At 63.8% G+C, this 15,167-nt stretch carries 26 protein-coding genes and 1 pseudogene; 23 read left to right on the top strand and 4 right to left on the bottom strand.

Annotated features, from left to right (window positions below; translation table 11 throughout):
• Positions 1-41: 41 nt before the first annotated feature.
• From ACPTTC_RS25725 to ACPTTC_RS25715, 3 genes are all read right to left on the bottom strand, one after another.
• Entirely contained in the window at positions 42-671 is a 630-nt protein-coding gene (locus ACPTTC_RS25725) for a hypothetical protein (protein WP_423394455.1), read from the bottom strand.
• Positions 672-842: 171 nt separating this feature from the next.
• Complete coding sequence (locus ACPTTC_RS25720) at positions 843-1,214, bottom strand: DUF3693 domain-containing protein (RefSeq protein WP_080501967.1); 372 nt, start codon at positions 1,212-1,214, stop codon at positions 843-845.
• Between the two features lie 10 nt (positions 1,215-1,224).
• Positions 1,225-1,596: a hypothetical protein gene (locus ACPTTC_RS25715; RefSeq protein WP_143275452.1), complete on the bottom strand. Its 372-nt coding sequence runs from the start codon at positions 1,594-1,596 to the stop codon at positions 1,225-1,227.
• Positions 1,597-1,936: 340 nt separating this feature from the next.
• Between ACPTTC_RS25715 and ACPTTC_RS25710 the strand changes: the two genes are divergently transcribed.
• The 22 genes from ACPTTC_RS25710 (at position 1,937) to ACPTTC_RS25605 (ending at position 13,332) form a co-directional block, all read left to right on the top strand.
• Positions 1,937-2,149, top strand: coding sequence for a hypothetical protein (locus tag ACPTTC_RS25710; protein ID WP_077176938.1), 213 nt, complete (start codon positions 1,937-1,939; stop codon positions 2,147-2,149).
• Positions 2,149-2,364 carry a hypothetical protein gene (locus tag ACPTTC_RS25705; RefSeq protein WP_423394454.1) on the top strand — a complete coding sequence of 72 codons (216 nt, stop codon included), beginning with the start codon at positions 2,149-2,151 and terminating at the stop codon, positions 2,362-2,364. Before ACPTTC_RS25710 ends, ACPTTC_RS25705 begins: the two co-directional genes overlap by 1 nt.
• Before the next feature lie 230 nt (positions 2,365-2,594).
• Positions 2,595-4,154 (top strand): replication endonuclease, encoded by a 1,560-nt coding sequence (locus ACPTTC_RS25700; RefSeq protein ID WP_423394453.1) that lies wholly within the window; start codon positions 2,595-2,597, stop codon positions 4,152-4,154.
• Positions 4,114-4,335, top strand: coding sequence for a hypothetical protein (locus ACPTTC_RS25695; RefSeq protein ID WP_423394452.1), 222 nt, complete (start codon positions 4,114-4,116; stop codon positions 4,333-4,335). The genes ACPTTC_RS25700 and ACPTTC_RS25695 overlap by 41 nt, the downstream gene beginning before the upstream one ends.
• A gap of 47 nt (positions 4,336-4,382) precedes the next feature.
• Positions 4,383-4,637: a hypothetical protein gene (locus tag ACPTTC_RS25690; protein WP_199568769.1), complete on the top strand. Its 255-nt coding sequence runs from the start codon at positions 4,383-4,385 to the stop codon at positions 4,635-4,637.
• An 11-nt stretch (positions 4,638-4,648) separates the two neighbouring features.
• On the top strand, positions 4,649-4,942 hold the full coding sequence (locus ACPTTC_RS25685) for a hypothetical protein (protein WP_423394451.1): 294 nt from the start codon (positions 4,649-4,651) through the stop codon (positions 4,940-4,942).
• Positions 4,943-4,944: 2 nt separating this feature from the next.
• On the top strand, positions 4,945-5,562 hold the full coding sequence (locus tag ACPTTC_RS25680) for a hypothetical protein (protein WP_423394450.1): 618 nt from the start codon (positions 4,945-4,947) through the stop codon (positions 5,560-5,562).
• The gene (locus ACPTTC_RS25675) at positions 5,559-6,203 is read left to right on the top strand and encodes a hypothetical protein (RefSeq protein WP_423394449.1); all 645 of its coding nucleotides are present in this window, start codon (positions 5,559-5,561) and stop codon (positions 6,201-6,203) included. Before ACPTTC_RS25680 ends, ACPTTC_RS25675 begins: the two co-directional genes overlap by 4 nt.
• Before the next feature lie 116 nt (positions 6,204-6,319).
• On the top strand, positions 6,320-6,505 hold the full coding sequence (locus ACPTTC_RS25670; RefSeq protein WP_423394448.1) for a hypothetical protein: 186 nt from the start codon (positions 6,320-6,322) through the stop codon (positions 6,503-6,505).
• Between the two features lie 7 nt (positions 6,506-6,512).
• Positions 6,513-6,635, top strand: coding sequence for a hypothetical protein (locus ACPTTC_RS25665; RefSeq protein ID WP_256858024.1), 123 nt, complete (start codon positions 6,513-6,515; stop codon positions 6,633-6,635).
• Between the two features lie 39 nt (positions 6,636-6,674).
• Positions 6,675-7,670, top strand: coding sequence for a major capsid protein P2 (locus tag ACPTTC_RS25660; RefSeq protein WP_423394447.1), 996 nt, complete (start codon positions 6,675-6,677; stop codon positions 7,668-7,670).
• Between the two features lie 33 nt (positions 7,671-7,703).
• Entirely contained in the window at positions 7,704-8,153 is a 450-nt protein-coding gene (locus tag ACPTTC_RS25655) for a hypothetical protein (protein ID WP_077056792.1), read from the top strand.
• Positions 8,153-8,422 (top strand): hypothetical protein, encoded by a 270-nt coding sequence (locus ACPTTC_RS25650; protein ID WP_077056793.1) that lies wholly within the window; start codon positions 8,153-8,155, stop codon positions 8,420-8,422. The genes ACPTTC_RS25655 and ACPTTC_RS25650 overlap by 1 nt, the downstream gene beginning before the upstream one ends.
• Positions 8,423-8,451: 29 nt before the next feature.
• On the top strand, positions 8,452-8,802 hold the full coding sequence (locus ACPTTC_RS25645) for a hypothetical protein (protein ID WP_423394446.1): 351 nt from the start codon (positions 8,452-8,454) through the stop codon (positions 8,800-8,802).
• On the top strand, positions 8,799-9,359 hold the full coding sequence (locus tag ACPTTC_RS25640) for a hypothetical protein (protein ID WP_423394445.1): 561 nt from the start codon (positions 8,799-8,801) through the stop codon (positions 9,357-9,359). The genes ACPTTC_RS25645 and ACPTTC_RS25640 overlap by 4 nt, the downstream gene beginning before the upstream one ends.
• Positions 9,359-10,174, top strand: coding sequence for a hypothetical protein (locus ACPTTC_RS25635; protein ID WP_423394444.1), 816 nt, complete (start codon positions 9,359-9,361; stop codon positions 10,172-10,174). Before ACPTTC_RS25640 ends, ACPTTC_RS25635 begins: the two co-directional genes overlap by 1 nt.
• Positions 10,175-10,380: 206 nt before the next feature.
• Positions 10,381-11,583 (top strand): hypothetical protein, encoded by a 1,203-nt coding sequence (locus tag ACPTTC_RS25630; RefSeq protein ID WP_423394443.1) that lies wholly within the window; start codon positions 10,381-10,383, stop codon positions 11,581-11,583.
• A complete protein-coding gene (locus ACPTTC_RS25625) occupies positions 11,583-12,203 on the top strand; it encodes a glycoside hydrolase family 104 protein (protein ID WP_423394442.1) in 621 nt (206 codons plus the stop codon). Before ACPTTC_RS25630 ends, ACPTTC_RS25625 begins: the two co-directional genes overlap by 1 nt.
• Positions 12,200-12,550, top strand: coding sequence for a hypothetical protein (locus ACPTTC_RS25620; RefSeq protein WP_423394441.1), 351 nt, complete (start codon positions 12,200-12,202; stop codon positions 12,548-12,550). Before ACPTTC_RS25625 ends, ACPTTC_RS25620 begins: the two co-directional genes overlap by 4 nt.
• Positions 12,551-12,579: 29 nt before the next feature.
• On the top strand, positions 12,580-12,981 hold the full coding sequence (locus ACPTTC_RS25615) for a hypothetical protein (RefSeq protein ID WP_423394440.1): 402 nt from the start codon (positions 12,580-12,582) through the stop codon (positions 12,979-12,981).
• 19 nt (positions 12,982-13,000) lie between these two features.
• Positions 13,001-13,195 (top strand): hypothetical protein, encoded by a 195-nt coding sequence (locus ACPTTC_RS25610; protein WP_423394439.1) that lies wholly within the window; start codon positions 13,001-13,003, stop codon positions 13,193-13,195.
• Complete coding sequence (locus ACPTTC_RS25605) at positions 13,195-13,332, top strand: hypothetical protein (protein ID WP_155623362.1); 138 nt, start codon at positions 13,195-13,197, stop codon at positions 13,330-13,332. Before ACPTTC_RS25610 ends, ACPTTC_RS25605 begins: the two co-directional genes overlap by 1 nt.
• A gap of 193 nt (positions 13,333-13,525) precedes the next feature.
• On the opposite strand, the gene ACPTTC_RS25600 is transcribed toward ACPTTC_RS25605, so the two are convergent.
• On the bottom strand, positions 13,526-13,759 hold the full coding sequence (locus ACPTTC_RS25600) for a hypothetical protein (protein WP_423394438.1): 234 nt from the start codon (positions 13,757-13,759) through the stop codon (positions 13,526-13,528).
• A 260-nt stretch (positions 13,760-14,019) separates the two neighbouring features.
• Here ACPTTC_RS25600 and ACPTTC_RS25595 point away from each other — a divergent pair.
• Positions 14,020-15,165, top strand: a pseudogene (locus tag ACPTTC_RS25595) (ISNCY family transposase); the annotation flags it as partial.
• Between the last annotated feature and the right edge of the window lie 2 nt (positions 15,166-15,167).

Here is a 15,167-nt window from a genome sequence, read left to right as displayed (position 1 = left end):
AATCCCCGCTGCAGCGGGGAGGGGAGGTCTAACTTTTCATGTCAAATTGGTGATGCCGCAAACAACGCGCCAGTCTCGGCGCTCCGGCTATGGGAGAGCCGAATTCCATTGACGATATGAGATGCTGGCTCGCTGTCACCGTCCTGATACTCCTGCATCAAACGAACAACCATTGGGCCAACTTGTGCAGTTTTTGCATCGGGAAATATTGAAGCCAGAGCCGCAATGCCGATAACAGCGACGTCGGCACCTGATTTGGATGTTCCGTCGCCAGTTCCAAGAAATAGTAAATTCGTAATTTTCTGAGACTTCTTGTCGACCGTTACCATGATCGTCAGATGATCGTTCAGCGAAGCCGCTAACCCGGCCGACTTGTCATCGTTAGTTTTTGTTCTGAAGTTCGCCCTGAACGGACTATCGGTCCGCATCATGAGGTCGTCAAAACTCTTCACGTATTCGTCTACAGTGATGCCGAGCGTCGCAACAGGCTCGGCAACCCCTTCGGAGCCTGAATCTGCAGCTTTCTTGGACGATGCGGCGTCGGGCTGCACATCTGATGACGATGCAGGCGACGCTGCCGGCAAAGGCGGGGAATCTGATTTTCCGCACGCGTTTAAGGCGGCGATGGCAAGCAAAGTAGCGGTGTAAACGGATATTTTTTGGATTTTCATAATTTCTCGGACGTGTCGAGTTCCCCGTGCGTATGGTCTATCGCACGGCAGACGGAAAGTATAACGAAAGCTAAAAATCGGCGTCCTGAAATCAAACCCAAACCTTGCTTGCGGTGCTGCGAGCGTGCCTTCATGCTTCGTTCGGCAGATCCTGCTCGCAATTATTCTATTTTACATAACGTGAAGACTGGAAACTATCGGCTGGATTGTTGCGGCTTCAGCAACGGAAGGGGCCGCCGCTAGACCAACTGCCATCGCGGTCGCGACGGTGGCCCCAGTCACTTTTCCCCAGACGTTCTCCCAGAATTCGCGCGCCGAGTCATCGCGCGCACGCTCCGCGTTCGCTGCGGAGATCACTTCCATCGGGTCGAGATCGAGGATGGTCGCAACCCGGACGGCCGTCATGTCGTCGAAGTAAGTGCGGCCGAGACGGTACTTACTGATCCCGGCACGCGTCATGCTCAACGCCTTCGCGGCGGCATAATCAGATTCGATGCCTAATTTCTGCTTAACGGCATCAAGATATTCGACCGTAGTTTTCATAACCGACCCCTCAACATCTAGAACCGCAAGTTTCAAAAGTGAGGGTTTCACCTTCGGCCGTGAAAATCGAAACATGCCGGCTGTCCGTATCCAAAACGCGCGCAGGAATAACGCGCTGATCGCCGTTGGAAAGGCTTGCCAGCTTGGTTCGGGGCCATACGTATATCTCAGTCTCTTTAAATCCACTGCATGACAAAACATAAAGCAGGGGTTTATCGAGGCTAACTCCGGTAGTCCCAAAGGAAATAGAGCAGGAACCGGAAAAGAGATATTTGTGCGAACTAGAAATCCATCGGACGGCCGATGAATAGTCGCTCATCGTGCTGGCCGATGCCGTGCCGCAGAAAGCCGCGAAGGCGAGGGCGGCGACGCCGAATTTCATGATCGAACCCTTAGTGAACCCTACAGGGCAAGCCTATACGACCTGTCAACGCCCGACAACGGTGTCTGGGCGTTGACGCGTATCCAATCGTTGACGTATATTCGCCAGCACGTCGCGGGGAAACAGGAACTGAACCCACCTAGCTTGCCCGTACAGCAAGCCCCCGCGACGGTTGTTTCCCTCTTCTCGGGTTCATCGGGGGTTCGGTCATGCGAAAGACTCGGTTACAAATTCATCCGTCCAGCTTGGGCGGCTTCACGCTTCAAGGCCCGTACTACCGTCGCCGCTCGCGCATCGCGCGCGCCGTCGACGCGTTCTTTCACTGGCTCGGGGCGTGACCATGAGCACGTCGACAGCGTTCGGTGATATCGGCTATCGCGTAGAGGACGTGCGCGAGGGCGAGGACGTGCATTTCCTGCCGGGCAGCGTGGGCGCGCGACCGTTCGGTCGGCCGCGTTCCGTGGCGCACATTCGCGCGACGCCGACCGGCGACGCGGCGCTGGAGCGCATCTACCGCCTGTTGCGCGACCGCCGCGCAGGCCGGGGGCGGTGATGATCCCGGTCAAGGTCAGGGCTGATGCGCTGCGCGTCGAGATTCTGCGCTTCGCGCGCGTCAAGGCGCTCGGCCGGTCGAGCATGCATTGCAAGCCGCACATCACGATCGACGGCGGCCGCTGGCACTGCGTCTATCCGGGCCCGGGGAAGGGCGAGCATGCAACCGGCGAGACGCCGGTTCTCGCGTACGGCAACTGGAGGCATACCCGCTGATGCCGCTCGCTCGCATGTCGTCCGATGAGGAATGGAGCGCGCAGCGCGTCGCGGGGCTCCCGCCGCGCTGGCGCGCCCGCATCCTCGGCCAGTACGACGAGCAGCGCGCCAGCAGCGCGCCGGACGCGCGGCGCGAGTCGAATCTCTTCCTGCTTTCCCTCACCCAGCAGCTTGACGCCGTGCGCCTGCCGCTCGGCGCGAACGACGGCGTGATCTGCGAGCGCGCGAGCGTGCTCGCGGCCGAGTGCGCGGCGCTGGCCGAGCTGTACCACGATCCGCGCGCGGCGCGCGAGGCGATGACGCGCGTCGTCGAGGCGCACCAATGCGACGCGCCGGCCGACGAGCGCGTCGACGAGCGCACGGGAGAGATCAAGGGCGTGCGCGACGTGCCGGCGTGCAAGCGCATGACGGACGCGCTCTGGTGGCGTCGCGCGCTGCGGCGCATGCACGCGCGGCACGTCGAGGCCGCGGCGATCGCGCTCGGCTACGTCAACGCGGCGCGCGACATGTACGTGAGCGACGAATCGCTCGACCGCCGCACGCAGCAGCGCAAGCGCAATGCCGCGATGCTGGAACAGACCATCGCCAGGAACGAAGAGGGCGACGAGTTCACGCTCGCGGAGCTGGCCGCACGCGGCGTCGCGAACAAGGCGATCCGCCGCGGCGAGCTGATGACGCGTATCTCGGGCTTCGAGCAAATCGCGCGCGACATGCGGCACGTCGGCCTGTTCTTCACGGTCACGTGCCCGTCGCGGATGCACAAGTGGCGCAAGGCAGGCGGCAAGGCCCGCGCGAACCCGCTGTACGACGGCACGAAGCCGAACGAAGCGCAAGCGTATCTGGCGCGCATGTTCGCGCGACTGCGCGCGGCGCTCGCCCGGGCCGGCGTGCGCTGGTACGGCTTCCGCATTGCCGAGCCGAATCACGACGGCACGCCTCATTGGCACGTGCTCGTTTTCTTCGCGCCGGGCTGGCGCGGCGACGTGCGTCGCGCGGCGCTCCCGCGCGTGTGCGCGATCGTGCGCCGCTACGCGCTGCAAGACTCGCCTGACGAGCGCGGCGCCAAGGCGCACCGCGCGGACTTCGAGCCGATCGACTGGAGCAAGGGCAGTGCGGCCGGCTATGTCGCGAAGTACGTTTCGAAAAACATCGACGGCTATGCCGTGGGGGACGACCTGTATGGAAATCCAGCGCTTGAATCGTCGGCGCGCGTCGAGGCATGGGCGTCGACGTGGCGAATTCGTCAGTTTCAGCAGGTTGGTGGCCCTCCGGTCACTGTTTGGCGCGAGCTGCGCCGGGTTGCCGAGCTTCCTGCGGGCGCTCCAGATGCGTTGGAGGCAGCGCACCGCGCGGTCAACAAAGTGGCGGGTGCGGAAGGCGAGGCAAAGCCGGCATCGTGGGCTGAGTTCATACAGGCGAACGGCGGCATATATGCGCCGCGCGAGGCCCGTCCAATACAACTCGCGAAAGAGTGGGACTCGCGCGAGGGCCGCTATGGTGAGCCGGTCGGTCAGGTCGTGAAGGGCGTGCGCGCGATGGGCTGGATCACGTACCGCGACGGCATCGTGGCGGATCGCCGCAAGCTGGTTGAGGTGCTGGTGGAAAGCGTCCGTCACGCATGGGAGATCGTCTCCCGTCGAGTGAGCGGGGGTGTTCACGCGGGCATCGCCCGCGCTTGGACTCGTGTCAATAACTGTACGCGCGGCGTTGCTGCCGATACGGACGGAATATCAGATTGGATTTCGGAATATGAAAATTTTGAGCGGTACGGGGGCGCCGTTGCCTGTTGAAGATGGAAAAACGGCAACGGCGGTAGCCGAAGTGGTCGGGGCGACGAAATTGGATGCGGCTCGACGGGAGGCGCGCGCACTGCGCGCGATGTTCGACGCGCTGTCGCCGCTGGAGCGCGCGGTCGCGGGCAAGCAAATCGCGGCGGTTCGTCGTCTCGTCGAGGCGGTCGAAGCGCTGTAACGGGGAGCGGCCGGCCGTTTCCGGCCGCACACAAAGCGAGGTAGACCATGTTGGAAGCACTGAAGAACGCTGTATCGAACGCCGTCGAGGCGCTGCGCAACAACGGCGAGCACCGCGCGTCGCTGGCGGACGCGATCACGGCCGCACACGCGTACATCGCGCATCTGGAGGATCGCGTCGCGGCGCTCGAACAGGCGATCGCGAACGGCTTCGCGGTCGCGCAGTCGGCGGCCGCCGTCGTCGACGCGGCCGGTGCCGCAGTGACGGGCGCCACCCAGGTCGAAACGAAGCCGGCCGCGTAACGGGAGGCGCCATGTCGTATCTCGGAAAGGCTGAATGCCACCTCTGCGACCGCGAGGTCGACGTCTCCGCGAACCGGAACGGCATGGCGTATTACCGCTGTGCCGCGTGCGGCGCGAAGCTGGAAACGAAGCATACGCGCGCGGATCGTTTGTTGCGCGCGAAGGTCCGGCCGTTCGATGCGCCCGAAGATGCACCGGCAAACCCGGCGCCGGAACCTGCGGCGAATCCCGGCAAATCGCCGGAACCGCCGCAACCCAGCAACCCGCCGCGCACGCCTCGGCGTGCCGGCTTCTGGAACGTATGACCATGGCAAAAATCACTGACCCGGTATCGTTTGAGGTGCCGGACAAGCGCGCCGATTCGACGCTCGACGGCGCGCAGGTCGACCCGCTCGCGGCGATCGCGCAGGAGGAAATCGACGCGAACGAAGAGATCGCGGCGAAGGCGGCGGCCGCCGCCCAGGCGGAAGCCGATGCGGTGATGGGCGATCTCGTGCAGGGTTGGCAGGAGGCATGCCGGCACGGCGCGGACATCATCACGGCCGCGTTCGACGGGCTCAAGCCCGTATGGACGCCGGAACGGATGGACAACCTAGGCGCGGCGCTCGCGCGCGCTGATGCGCATTACGGGTGGGGAGGGGCGGGGCGGCTGCTCGGTCATCCGCTGCTCGGCGTCGGCGTCGCGGCGCTGCCGGTCGCGATCGGCACGGCGCAGTTCGTGAAGCTGGAGCGCGAGCGGCTCGCCGTCGAGCGGGTCGAGCGCGGCCGGCGGCTCGCGGCCGGCGCGCCGGCCGCCGACGTTACGCCGTCGATGCCGGCTGCGCCTCCAGGCGAACCGGCGGCGGCGAAACAGCAGCGCGGGCCGACTCCGAACATGGGCGCGGCGATCGATAACGCGCTGGCACGCGACACGTTCATGCAATGACGGCCGGCATCCACAACAGCGCGGACATCATCGGCGTGGTGGGTGCCTCCAGCATGGGGAAGGGCATCTACGTGAAGGATTACCTACGTCGGCAGTCGAAGCGCCGGCCGATGGTGATCTGGTCGCCGCTGGAGGAAACGGACGACTACGCGGCGGTGATCGGCGGCCGGAAGGTCGACACGATCGCCGCGCTCGTGGCCGCGATCAAGGCAGGGGAGACGCGGCTCGTGTTCATCCCGTCCGAGAAGCCGAAAGAGCTGAAAGAGCAGTTCGACCGGTTCTGTCGCGTCGTGTGGCAGCTCGCCGGCTGGCTGGTCGTGGTCGAGGAACTGTCGAATGTGACCATGGCGAGCTGGGCGCCGCCGGCATGGAAGAAGCTGTCCACCGCCGGACGCCACAAGGGGCTGACGATCATCGGCACCAGCCAGCGGCCGGCGCATGTCGACAAGGATTTTTTCGGGAACTGCACGGAGCTGCGGTGTTACCGCGTCGGCTACAAAAACGATGCGGTCGCCATGGCCGACGTGATGCTGATATCGAACCCGAAAGAGCTGCTCGACCTGCCGCAATTCCACTACGTCCACCGACAGAAAATGTCCGGCACCAACACGACCGGCGTTGTTTCTCCGCCAAAACGCTGAAATTTCCCACAGACACGCGGGCCGCAAATTCCCGCGAATCGCCGCGATTCCCCGACTTGGACTCGCGGCGATTTTTTTTGGAACCTGCGGGCTCATCCCACTCGTACGGGCTCCACGTGTCTGAACCGTCTTACCTGCCTACCCGCTACCGCCTGTCGCAAGAAATCATCGCGACGACGGTCGGCGTGCTCGTCGCCGCATACATCATTTCGAAGGTGCCGGCGTTCAAGAAGCTGGTCGACGGAAACACGATTTGGGCCACCGAGAACAACCTGACGAGCACCTCGTCGATCACTCCCTGAGGCCCAAATGAACAAGGCTCATCTGCATGCTGCTTTGGCGACGCTCGCAACGTTCGCCGTCGTCGCCTTTATCCAGAAAAACGTGTTCGCGATCCCGGTCGTCGGCACGTATCTGCCGGGCGGCCAGTAACCCGCGCGCGGGACTCCCCACAACACCCAAGGAATCGCCATGCGCAAAGAGCAGCTTGTAAATTTCCAGAATATCGCGCCGGGACAGACCGCCATCCTCACGATGCCGATCGGCCCCACCTACGAGCGGGTGAAAATCAACCTGCTCAACGGCCTCGTGATCTCGCAGATCGACAACATCGTCGGCAAGATAAACGGCAAGCCGTTCTTCACGGTGACGGGCCCGGATCTGCTGGCCGAAAACCTGTACGAAGGGCGCAGCAACCCGACCACACTCATCCTGCTCGACTTCACGCGCAAGAACGCGAAAAGCTCGAGCACGAAGATGGGCGCGAGCGCGCAGACCAGTGAAGAGCTGCTCACGGCGATCTGCTCGGCGCTCATGCAGACCCTGACCTTCGAAATCACGGTCAACGCGTCGGCGCCGAACGGTTCGAACATGCAGGCGTTCGCGCAGCTCAACGACCCATCGAAAAATCCGATGGTGCTCAAGCAGCTCTACGCGGCGTTGGCGTTCCCGAACGCGCAGGACAACGACATCCCGCTGGCGGTGGGGCTGGCCGGCGCGATCATCAAGAAGCTGTACCTGCACCAGTCGAATTACGGCCCCGCATGGGCGGCGTCGACCGCCTACGCGCTCGGCGCGCTCGCGTCGAATGGCGGCAACCTCTACCGCGTGACGGCGGCCGGCACGTCGGCGTCGTCGGGCGGCCCGACCGGCACCGGTTCGTCCATCACGGACGGCTCGGTGACGTGGGCGTATGTCCAGGCGGTCGGCACGATCACGAAAATGCAGGTGCGCAACTCGGGCGTGATCATCTGGGAAGGCGCGCCAAGCGATGCGGCAGGCGACCAGACCGATTACGCGAAGGTGCCGCAAGCGGGCCTCACGGTGATCGACTTCGATCTGCAAGGCTTCCGCGAGAAGTGGCTCAACACGGCCGTGACGAACAACGTGTTCCTGCGGCTGACGACGAGCGGCGGCCCGTTCAACCTGCGCATGTACCAATCGATCGTCGATCCGGTATCGCGTTAATCGACGCACGTCCACCAACCAACAGGAGGGCGTATGTCGCTTTTCACGCTTGACGGAACGGGGATCAGCGACCCGTCGTCCGACACGCTCGCGGCGTATGGCGGAGACAGCAGCGGTTCATCCGACCTGTCGACGCTATACGGCGTGAACGGCGGGGGCGTCGGGGATGGCTACAACTGGTCGACCGTCACGGACTCAACGCCGGTTTCGGCCAGCTCGCAGACGCTCGGGCAGCTTCAATCCGGCGGCTCGACGGTCGACTGGACGTCGATCATTCAAGGCGGGCTCGCGACGCTGGTCGCCGCGGACTCGATCAGCCATGGGCTGACGGCGACCGGGCAGGCGCTGCCGACGTACCGCGCGCCGAACGGTGCCGTGTACCCGGTGGGGCAGGGGCCGGGCTACGTGCAGCAGGGCGGCGGCGGCTTCATGTTGCTGCTGCTCATCGGGATCGTGCTGTTCGCGGTCGCGGAGGAAAAGTAATGGTCGCCGCCGTCCCCGGTCTTTCCCTTCCGCCGCTCACCTTCGCGGGTGGGTCGGCCGGCCCGTCGAGTGCGACGGATTACAACCCGGTCAGCTTCAACGATGGCTCGTTCATCGTGTCGGGCTCGCCGCAACTCGGTACGTCGATCGCGGGCGCGGTGGCGGGCGCAACGAATAGCTTTTCGATCGGCTCGTTTTCGAACCTCACGCCGTGGCTGCTTATCGGGGGTGTTGCGTGGCTCGTGATGCATCGCAAGCGCCGCGACTGACGCTGCGCGAGGCTGACGCGGCAACGGTGGTGCCATTACTGGCACCGGTCGCGCGTTACGACACGACCGGCGGCGTCGACTCGCTCGAACGGATGGCGGCGAACGGCCGCGCGTTCGTGATCGAGCAGGACGGCGCGCCCGTCTGCGCGTATTTGCTCGAACGGCATGGTCGCGAGGCGTTCGTGACGGCGGCGGCCGGCGCGGCCGGCGTCTGCCTCACAGACCTGCTCGCGCAGTTGATCGAAGCGCAGGCGGTCGGGCTCGACTCCATCGCATTCCAGACGCGTCGACGCGGGCTGATCCGCAAGGCGATCGCCAAGGGATACCGCGTTGCCGGGCACGTCAAGAACGGAACCATCATGCGGAAGGAACTGCAATGATTCGCAACCCACAACAAATCAAGCTGCTCGCGCTCGGCCTGCCGATGGTGCCGGCGAACGGCGGCGGCTCGTCGGACTCGTCGTCGGCCTCGACGACGACGAACGCCGACCAGCGGAACAACGTCGGTTCCGGCGTCGGCGCAACGGCGTCGAGCGGCGGCACCGTGACGCTCAACGTGAGCCAGCTCGACGGCGGAGCAATCTCGGCTGCGTTCGGGCTCGGTCACGATGCGCTGGCCGGGATCGAAAACATCGGCACGGCAAGCATGAGCGCGAGCGCGCACACGGCAGAGGATGCGATCAACGGCGTGCTCACGAGCGCGCAGGGCGCGCAGCAGGCGTACAAGGATGCGACCTCTCAGGCGATCGCGGCCGTCCAGGCTGCGTATGGCAGCGCGAGCAGCGCGGTCATCGGGCAAGCGAATACGACGGCCAGCGACGTCGCGGCCGCGTATCAGGACGCGAAAACCGGCAACCAGCGCACGATCGTGATTGGCGGCCTGATCATTGCCGCGCTCGCGGTGACGATGCCGTTCCTGCTGAAAGAGGCCGCCTGATGCAGACCATCGCACAAAAGATTCTCGCGAACCCAGACCCGGCAACCGGTCAGCAGGCAGGTTATAACGCGGCCCTCGGTGGGCGCACGCTCTATGTCCAGTCGAGCGACGCCGGAAACACGCTCACGATCACGCTGACGGATGCGTTGGGTGGGCGTGAAACGGTGCAAAACGTCGGCGCGGGCGCGAAGCTCACGCCGGCTCTTGGTTTCGTGACGGTGGCGATCACAACGTCGGCGGACAACAACGTCGCCTTCATCGTCACCCAGGGCGACATCGATATCCAGCTCAACCAAACGTCCGTGCAGATCGCGAACGGTAACGGCAACCCGGTGCCGGTCGCGATCGTGAGCGAACCGGGTTCGCCGTTTCCGGTGACTGTGCAGGGAACGGTGAACGTGTCCGGCGCGACGCTCACGGCGACGAACGTCGGGATCAACAATACGAGCGCGAACCCGGTGCCGGTATCGCTCGTGAGCGAACCGGGTGCGCCAGTGCAGGTTTCGGCACCTGCCAGTGCGCCCGTTGCCGTGCAGGTTCAACCGCCGGCCAGTGCGCCGGCCGATGCATCGCCGGTCGTGGTCGGTACGTCAGGCATCGCGCTGATCGCTGCAAGCGCGGGCCGCAAGGGCTTGCGCGTGCGCAACGCGGGCACGGGGCAGCTCGCGATCACGGCGGCGGCCGGAACGACGTTCGCGAACGCGGCGGTAGTGATCCAACCGGGCGATACCTACATCGAACGCGATGCGCCGCAAGCGGCGTGGTACGCGATTTCCGATACGGGCACGACGGCCAATATCCAGACGGTGAGCTGATGAAGAACTATCCATATCGGACGGCGCTCATTGCGCTCTGCATGTGGGCCGGCGCCTGCGTCGGTCTGATCGAAACGCAGTATGCGCACGCGCAATCGGCGTCGGATTTGTTGTCGGGACTCGCGGGGCGTCTTGCGGCGAACGTCGCGACGAAAAGCCTGAACGTGACGGGAGGCTATACGGCCGCGATTACGTCGGCGGGGGCGATGGCGCAAAGCCTGTCGAAGCCGGGCACGACCGGTCAAGGCATCTACACTGGAATCTGCTCGGGTTGCACGTCGTTCGATGCGAATCAGTCGACGCTCACCGTTCCATCGGGATCGACCGTGACGACGATGAGCGGGTACGGCAGCTACATCAACAATCAGAATGGCACCGGCACGCCGAACAGCGGAAACAGCGTGAACTATTTCAGCGTCGCAACATGCGGCGTGAATAGCGCGGCATGCTGGGGACAAAACAACGTCCTGATCGACAACACGACCTATGCAACGTCGACCATCACGGGCGTGCAGCTCAACGGCATCGAGATCGATTTCGATGTGACGTCACCGCATACGAACGTGCAAGGTCCGACGATAACGGGTTCGTCGCTAGTGCAGCCGGCGGCGGCAGTCGGCTTCACGGTCGGTTCGCTTTCGGTGCAAAACCCGTCGATCGCGAAATGGACGTATGGCTTCGTCACACAGGATGGTGTCGCGAATGTAGCGGCGCACTGGGGTGCCCTAGCAGCGTCCGGATCGAACGTCGCAAGTCAGCCGGTCGTGTACGACTACTACGACGGCGCGGGCGCGGTGCGCGCCTGGACGGAACAGGTCGCGGCGAATGGTAGCCTGAATTTCACGGACAGCGGTTCAGGGCATGCTGTTCAGGTGAACAGCGGCTTCATTGCGAAAGCGCCTTCCGGCAACGGATCGATAACGGTCGACAATGCCGGCGGTCAGCAAAGCGTCGTGCTACTGAACGACAACGGCGCGAATAAGTGGCAGGTCGGAAAAGACCTGTCCGGCAACTTCTTCGTCTATGACACGGTGGCGAATGCCTACGTGATGCAGATGCCAAGCGGGGGCGTGCTGACTGTTTCGCCGCTGGTCGCTCACGCGAAATCCGAAATCGATTCGGGCTATCAGTACACCACGCCGGCCAGCGGAAGCACGCTCACCATGGGCGCCACCCAGGAAACGGAATTGATCCACGGCAGCGGAACGATCGCGAGCCTGACGCTCACGTTGCCGGCGTGCTCGACGGATGGCCAGATCGCGCGGTTTGCATCGGATGTGGCGGTCACGTCGCTCACGGTTAACGCGCCATTCGGAACGGTAACTGGCGCGCCGAACACGATCGCGGCGAATGCAGGGCACGCGTATGTGTGCCGTGCGTCGGCAACGAACTGGTTCCCGCTTTACTGATGAGCGCGGCTCCGTTCGTGTTGCTCGCGGCGAGCGCGGTAGCGCTGCTGTACCTGAGCGAGCAGGGCGATCAGGATGTCGCCAGCTTCACGCCGGGCGACATTGTTGGCAGTGCAACGGGAGATTTACTCGATATGACGGGCACCTATACCGGCGGCGATCCGAACCAAAATCGTCAAGCGTTTCTCGACATGATCGCGCAGAGCGAGATCGGCGCGGCGCTGCTCGCGGAAACGGACGACGGCTATAACGTGCTCGTCGGCGCGACCGCGGCGAACCCGCTCACCTTCTCCGACTACTCGCACCATCCGCGGATCTACAACGCGAAGTTCAACTCGACGGCGGCCGGCCGCTACCAGATCAACTGGCCGACGTTCCAGACGGTATCGAGTCAAACGGGGCTCACGGACTTCTCGCCGGCCACGCAAGACGCGATGGCGCTTCAGCTCTGCGCGAACAAGGGCGCTCTGTCGGACATCGACGGCGGCAATATCCAGGCGGCCATCGCGAAGTGCGCGCCCGTGTGGGCGTCGCTCGCGGGCGCCGGCTACGGCCAGCATGAAAACTCGCTCTCAAGCCTGATTGCATGGTTCACGAACGCGGGCGGGGTGACGGCATGAAAGACACGTTGAACAACGTGGCACTCGGGCTCGGCGTGGCTGCGCTCGGATTCGCGCTGCTGAAGTACTTCCAGAGCGCGGGCGGCAGCTCCGGCGGATCAGGTGCGGCCGGGCTGAGTGCACCAATCGGCGCGACAAGCCCGAACGCGGGCGCGCTTTGGCAGAACCTCACGTTCCCGCTCGGCACGAACACGGGCGGCGTCAACGTGACGGGCTCCGTCGATCAGGTCTACTCGTCGACGAGCTGGAACCCGGATGCGATCAGTGCGCAGCTCGGCGCCGATGCAATCGCGGCAATGGGGGCGGCCGGACAGTCGACGGCGAACGTGTGGGGATTCCACCTGTGAGCCTGAAAAGCGACGCGCTCGAAGTGACGGTGACCGTCGTCGTCGTGGGCGGTCTGCTCTGGTATGCCGCGCGCAAGGTCGGCGGCGGCCTATCGTCGCTCGGCAGCTCGATATCGAGTGCGGCGAGCGAGGCCGGCGGGGCGATCGCGGACGGTGCGTCGACCGCCTGGACAACGGCGGGCACGCCGGTTGTGCCGAACGATACGGGGATTCCGGCCGTGGACGGCGCTGCGAATCTCGCGAACGGAATCGTATCGGTGCCGTCGAGCGTGCTCGATGGACTATCGATGGGCCTGATCGGCGGATCGGGCGGAACGGGCGGTAATGGCGGGCTGGCGGGCTGGTTGATGAGCATCATCGACGGCAGCTTTTTCGCGCCGAAACAAGCGCCGGACTCGACGTTTGACACGGGGAACGGCACGGGGTGGTAACGCAATTCAACAGGGGATCATGATGAATATTTTTGCAAGACTGGCCGAGCCGAGCACGCATGCAGCGCTCGCAGGCCTCGCGGCCGTGGGCTCGCAGCTCGCCGTCGCGAACGGTGCCGATCCGCACGTCGTCGGTGCGATCGGCACGGCGCTGTCGGCGCTGTTCGGTCTGATCGGCGTGTTCCTGCCGGAAAGTTCGGGCACGGGGGCGTAATGGATGCAGCTCAGTGGCTGACCATCGGCGTGAGCATCGTGCAGATACTGGTCGTGCCGGTGGGCTGCTTCCGATACATTTTGGGGGTCGAGAAACGCTTGACGCGGATCGAGGCCAAATTGGGGATTGCCGACTGACGGAGGTCATCATGGCAAAGCATCATCGCCGCCGCGAGCGCGACAGCAAGGGTCGCTTCAAGCGCTCGCGCTAAAGAAAAGCCCCGGAAATCCGGGGCTTTTCATTCGAGGTTGTCGGGGTCGAGCGGTTCGCCAAAGAGCCACGTGAACAGCCAAACGACGGCCCAGACAATCGGGCGGACGAGCCAGTCAATCATGGGATGATCCCGAAGCGGCGAGCGATGAGCGCGCGGCGTTCGCGTGCTCGCTCGATGGTGGAATCGAAGGTGCCAGCGATCTTCGCGGCGCGCACCTTGTCGGCCACGTGCCAGAGGCGCACGTAACGTTCGAAGGCGCGCTCGCTCGACATGTAGGCCGGCGCGAGCGCGGCAACCCACTGAGCGATGTCGTCGGCGGTGACGATGACTTCTCCGAACAGGTCGAGCATGGTCGTGTTTATCGCGCCTTGGTAAACGGGTTGTCGGCGTTGCACGAATCGACGGGATAGGGAGAAATACGGGTCAGATTGATACGACGAAATAGGCTTCGTTGGCCGCCCGGCGGGCGCGACGCCTATTTGACATAACGTGAATTATCGATAGTTTTGGTGTAGTAGCTTTTTAGAAATGTCGTGTTCTAGCCATTTAGAAATGTCGCGTTTGGACCTCGGTAAGCTTGCCGGCTCCCCGTCAGATCATGGAGCCGGCGATGCACCGAACAGCACTGGTGACATTGAACATGCGAGAACTCGACCGTCTGAAGGTAATCCAGGCTGTGGTGGATTTGGGCCTGAAGCCTGGCCGCGCGGCCGAACGACTGGGCCTAACGGTCCGGCAGATCGAACGGCTAGTGATTCGGTACCGGGAATCTGGTGCGGCTGGACTGACGTCGCTCAAACGTGGTCGTCCGGGGAACCGGCGATTGGACGAGGAACTGGCTCGGCGAGCGCTGGCGATCATTCTCGAGCGCTACGCGGATTTTGGCCCGACGCTGGCCTGCGAGAAGTTGTCCGAGTGCCATGGCATCCAGTTGGCCAAGGAGACGGTCCGGAAGCTGATGACGGATGCCGGTTTGTGGGTGCCACGCCGGCAGCGGCCGCCGAAGGTCTATCAGCCGCGGGCCCGGCGCGCCTGCTTGGGTGAACTGATCCAGATCGACGGCAGCGATCATCGATGGTTCGAGGAACGGGCGCCGGCCTGCACGCTGCTGGTGTACGTCGACGACGCGACGAGTCGGTTGATGCATCTGCACTTCACGCAGACCGAATCGACCTTCAGCTACTTCGAAGCGACGCGGGCGTATCTGGAGCGTTACGGCAAACCTGGAGCGCTCTACAGCGACAAGTACAGCGTGTTCCGCAGCCCAACCGCGAGCAAGACCGGAAGCAGCGTGACGCAGTTTGGCCGGGCCATGTATGAGTTGAACATCGATACGTTTTGCGCGAACAGCAGCTCGGCCAAGGGCCGTGTCGAGCGAGCGCATCTGACCTTGCAAGACCGGCTCGTGAAGGAACTGCGGCTGCGCGGGATCAGCACGGTAGCCGAGGCCAATGCGTATGCGCCCTCCTTCATGGCAGCCTACAACACACGCTTCGCGAAGCCGCCGCGCAGCGACTTCAATGCGCATCGGCCACTGCGAGACGACGAGGATCTGGATACGTTATTGACGTGGCGTGAAACACGTCGGGTATCGAAATCGCTGACCGTGCTCCACGACCGAGTGCTTTACTTGCTGGACGACACGCCGGTCAACCGGAAGCTGATTCACCGCTACATCGATGTATGGGAGTACCCCGACGGGCGGATCGAAATCCGAGCCGATGGCAAGGTTCTGTCTTGCCGTCTTTACGACAAGCG

The organism is Burkholderia mycopellens (genome assembly GCF_964265025.1).
GTDB lineage: Bacteria > Pseudomonadota > Gammaproteobacteria > Burkholderiales > Burkholderiaceae > Burkholderia.
Note: the sequence above shows the minus strand (reverse complement) of the source record. Positions and strands in the feature narration are given on the sequence as shown.

Coding starts and splice junctions, on each gene's coding strand:
- ACPTTC_RS25715 (WP_143275452.1), bottom strand. CDS start 1,596: ATGAAATTCGGCGTCGCCGCCCTCGCCTTCGCGGCTTTCTGCGGCACG.
- ACPTTC_RS25680 (WP_423394450.1), top strand. CDS start 4,945: ATGGCAAAAATCACTGACCCGGTATCGTTTGAGGTGCCGGACAAGCGC.
- ACPTTC_RS25660 (WP_423394447.1), top strand. CDS start 6,675: ATGCGCAAAGAGCAGCTTGTAAATTTCCAGAATATCGCGCCGGGACAG.
- ACPTTC_RS25635 (WP_423394444.1), top strand. CDS start 9,359: ATGCAGACCATCGCACAAAAGATTCTCGCGAACCCAGACCCGGCAACC.
- ACPTTC_RS25725 (WP_423394455.1), bottom strand. CDS start 671: ATGAAAATCCAAAAAATATCCGTTTACACCGCTACTTTGCTTGCCATC.
- ACPTTC_RS25640 (WP_423394445.1), top strand. CDS start 8,799: ATGATTCGCAACCCACAACAAATCAAGCTGCTCGCGCTCGGCCTGCCG.
- ACPTTC_RS25720 (WP_080501967.1), bottom strand. CDS start 1,214: ATGAAAACTACGGTCGAATATCTTGATGCCGTTAAGCAGAAATTAGGC.
- ACPTTC_RS25675 (WP_423394449.1), top strand. CDS start 5,559: ATGACGGCCGGCATCCACAACAGCGCGGACATCATCGGCGTGGTGGGT.
- ACPTTC_RS25710 (WP_077176938.1), top strand. CDS start 1,937: ATGAGCACGTCGACAGCGTTCGGTGATATCGGCTATCGCGTAGAGGAC.
- ACPTTC_RS25605 (WP_155623362.1), top strand. CDS start 13,195: ATGGATGCAGCTCAGTGGCTGACCATCGGCGTGAGCATCGTGCAGATA.
- ACPTTC_RS25705 (WP_423394454.1), top strand. CDS start 2,149: ATGATCCCGGTCAAGGTCAGGGCTGATGCGCTGCGCGTCGAGATTCTG.
- ACPTTC_RS25630 (WP_423394443.1), top strand. CDS start 10,381: ATGGCGCAAAGCCTGTCGAAGCCGGGCACGACCGGTCAAGGCATCTAC.
- ACPTTC_RS25610 (WP_423394439.1), top strand. CDS start 13,001: ATGATGAATATTTTTGCAAGACTGGCCGAGCCGAGCACGCATGCAGCG.
- ACPTTC_RS25650 (WP_077056793.1), top strand. CDS start 8,153: ATGGTCGCCGCCGTCCCCGGTCTTTCCCTTCCGCCGCTCACCTTCGCG.
- ACPTTC_RS25665 (WP_256858024.1), top strand. CDS start 6,513: ATGAACAAGGCTCATCTGCATGCTGCTTTGGCGACGCTCGCAACGTTC.
- ACPTTC_RS25600 (WP_423394438.1), bottom strand. CDS start 13,759: ATGCTCGACCTGTTCGGAGAAGTCATCGTCACCGCCGACGACATCGCT.
- ACPTTC_RS25655 (WP_077056792.1), top strand. CDS start 7,704: ATGTCGCTTTTCACGCTTGACGGAACGGGGATCAGCGACCCGTCGTCC.
- ACPTTC_RS25620 (WP_423394441.1), top strand. CDS start 12,200: ATGAAAGACACGTTGAACAACGTGGCACTCGGGCTCGGCGTGGCTGCG.
- ACPTTC_RS25695 (WP_423394452.1), top strand. CDS start 4,114: ATGAAAATTTTGAGCGGTACGGGGGCGCCGTTGCCTGTTGAAGATGGA.
- ACPTTC_RS25685 (WP_423394451.1), top strand. CDS start 4,649: ATGTCGTATCTCGGAAAGGCTGAATGCCACCTCTGCGACCGCGAGGTC.
- ACPTTC_RS25625 (WP_423394442.1), top strand. CDS start 11,583: ATGAGCGCGGCTCCGTTCGTGTTGCTCGCGGCGAGCGCGGTAGCGCTG.
- ACPTTC_RS25690 (WP_199568769.1), top strand. CDS start 4,383: ATGTTGGAAGCACTGAAGAACGCTGTATCGAACGCCGTCGAGGCGCTG.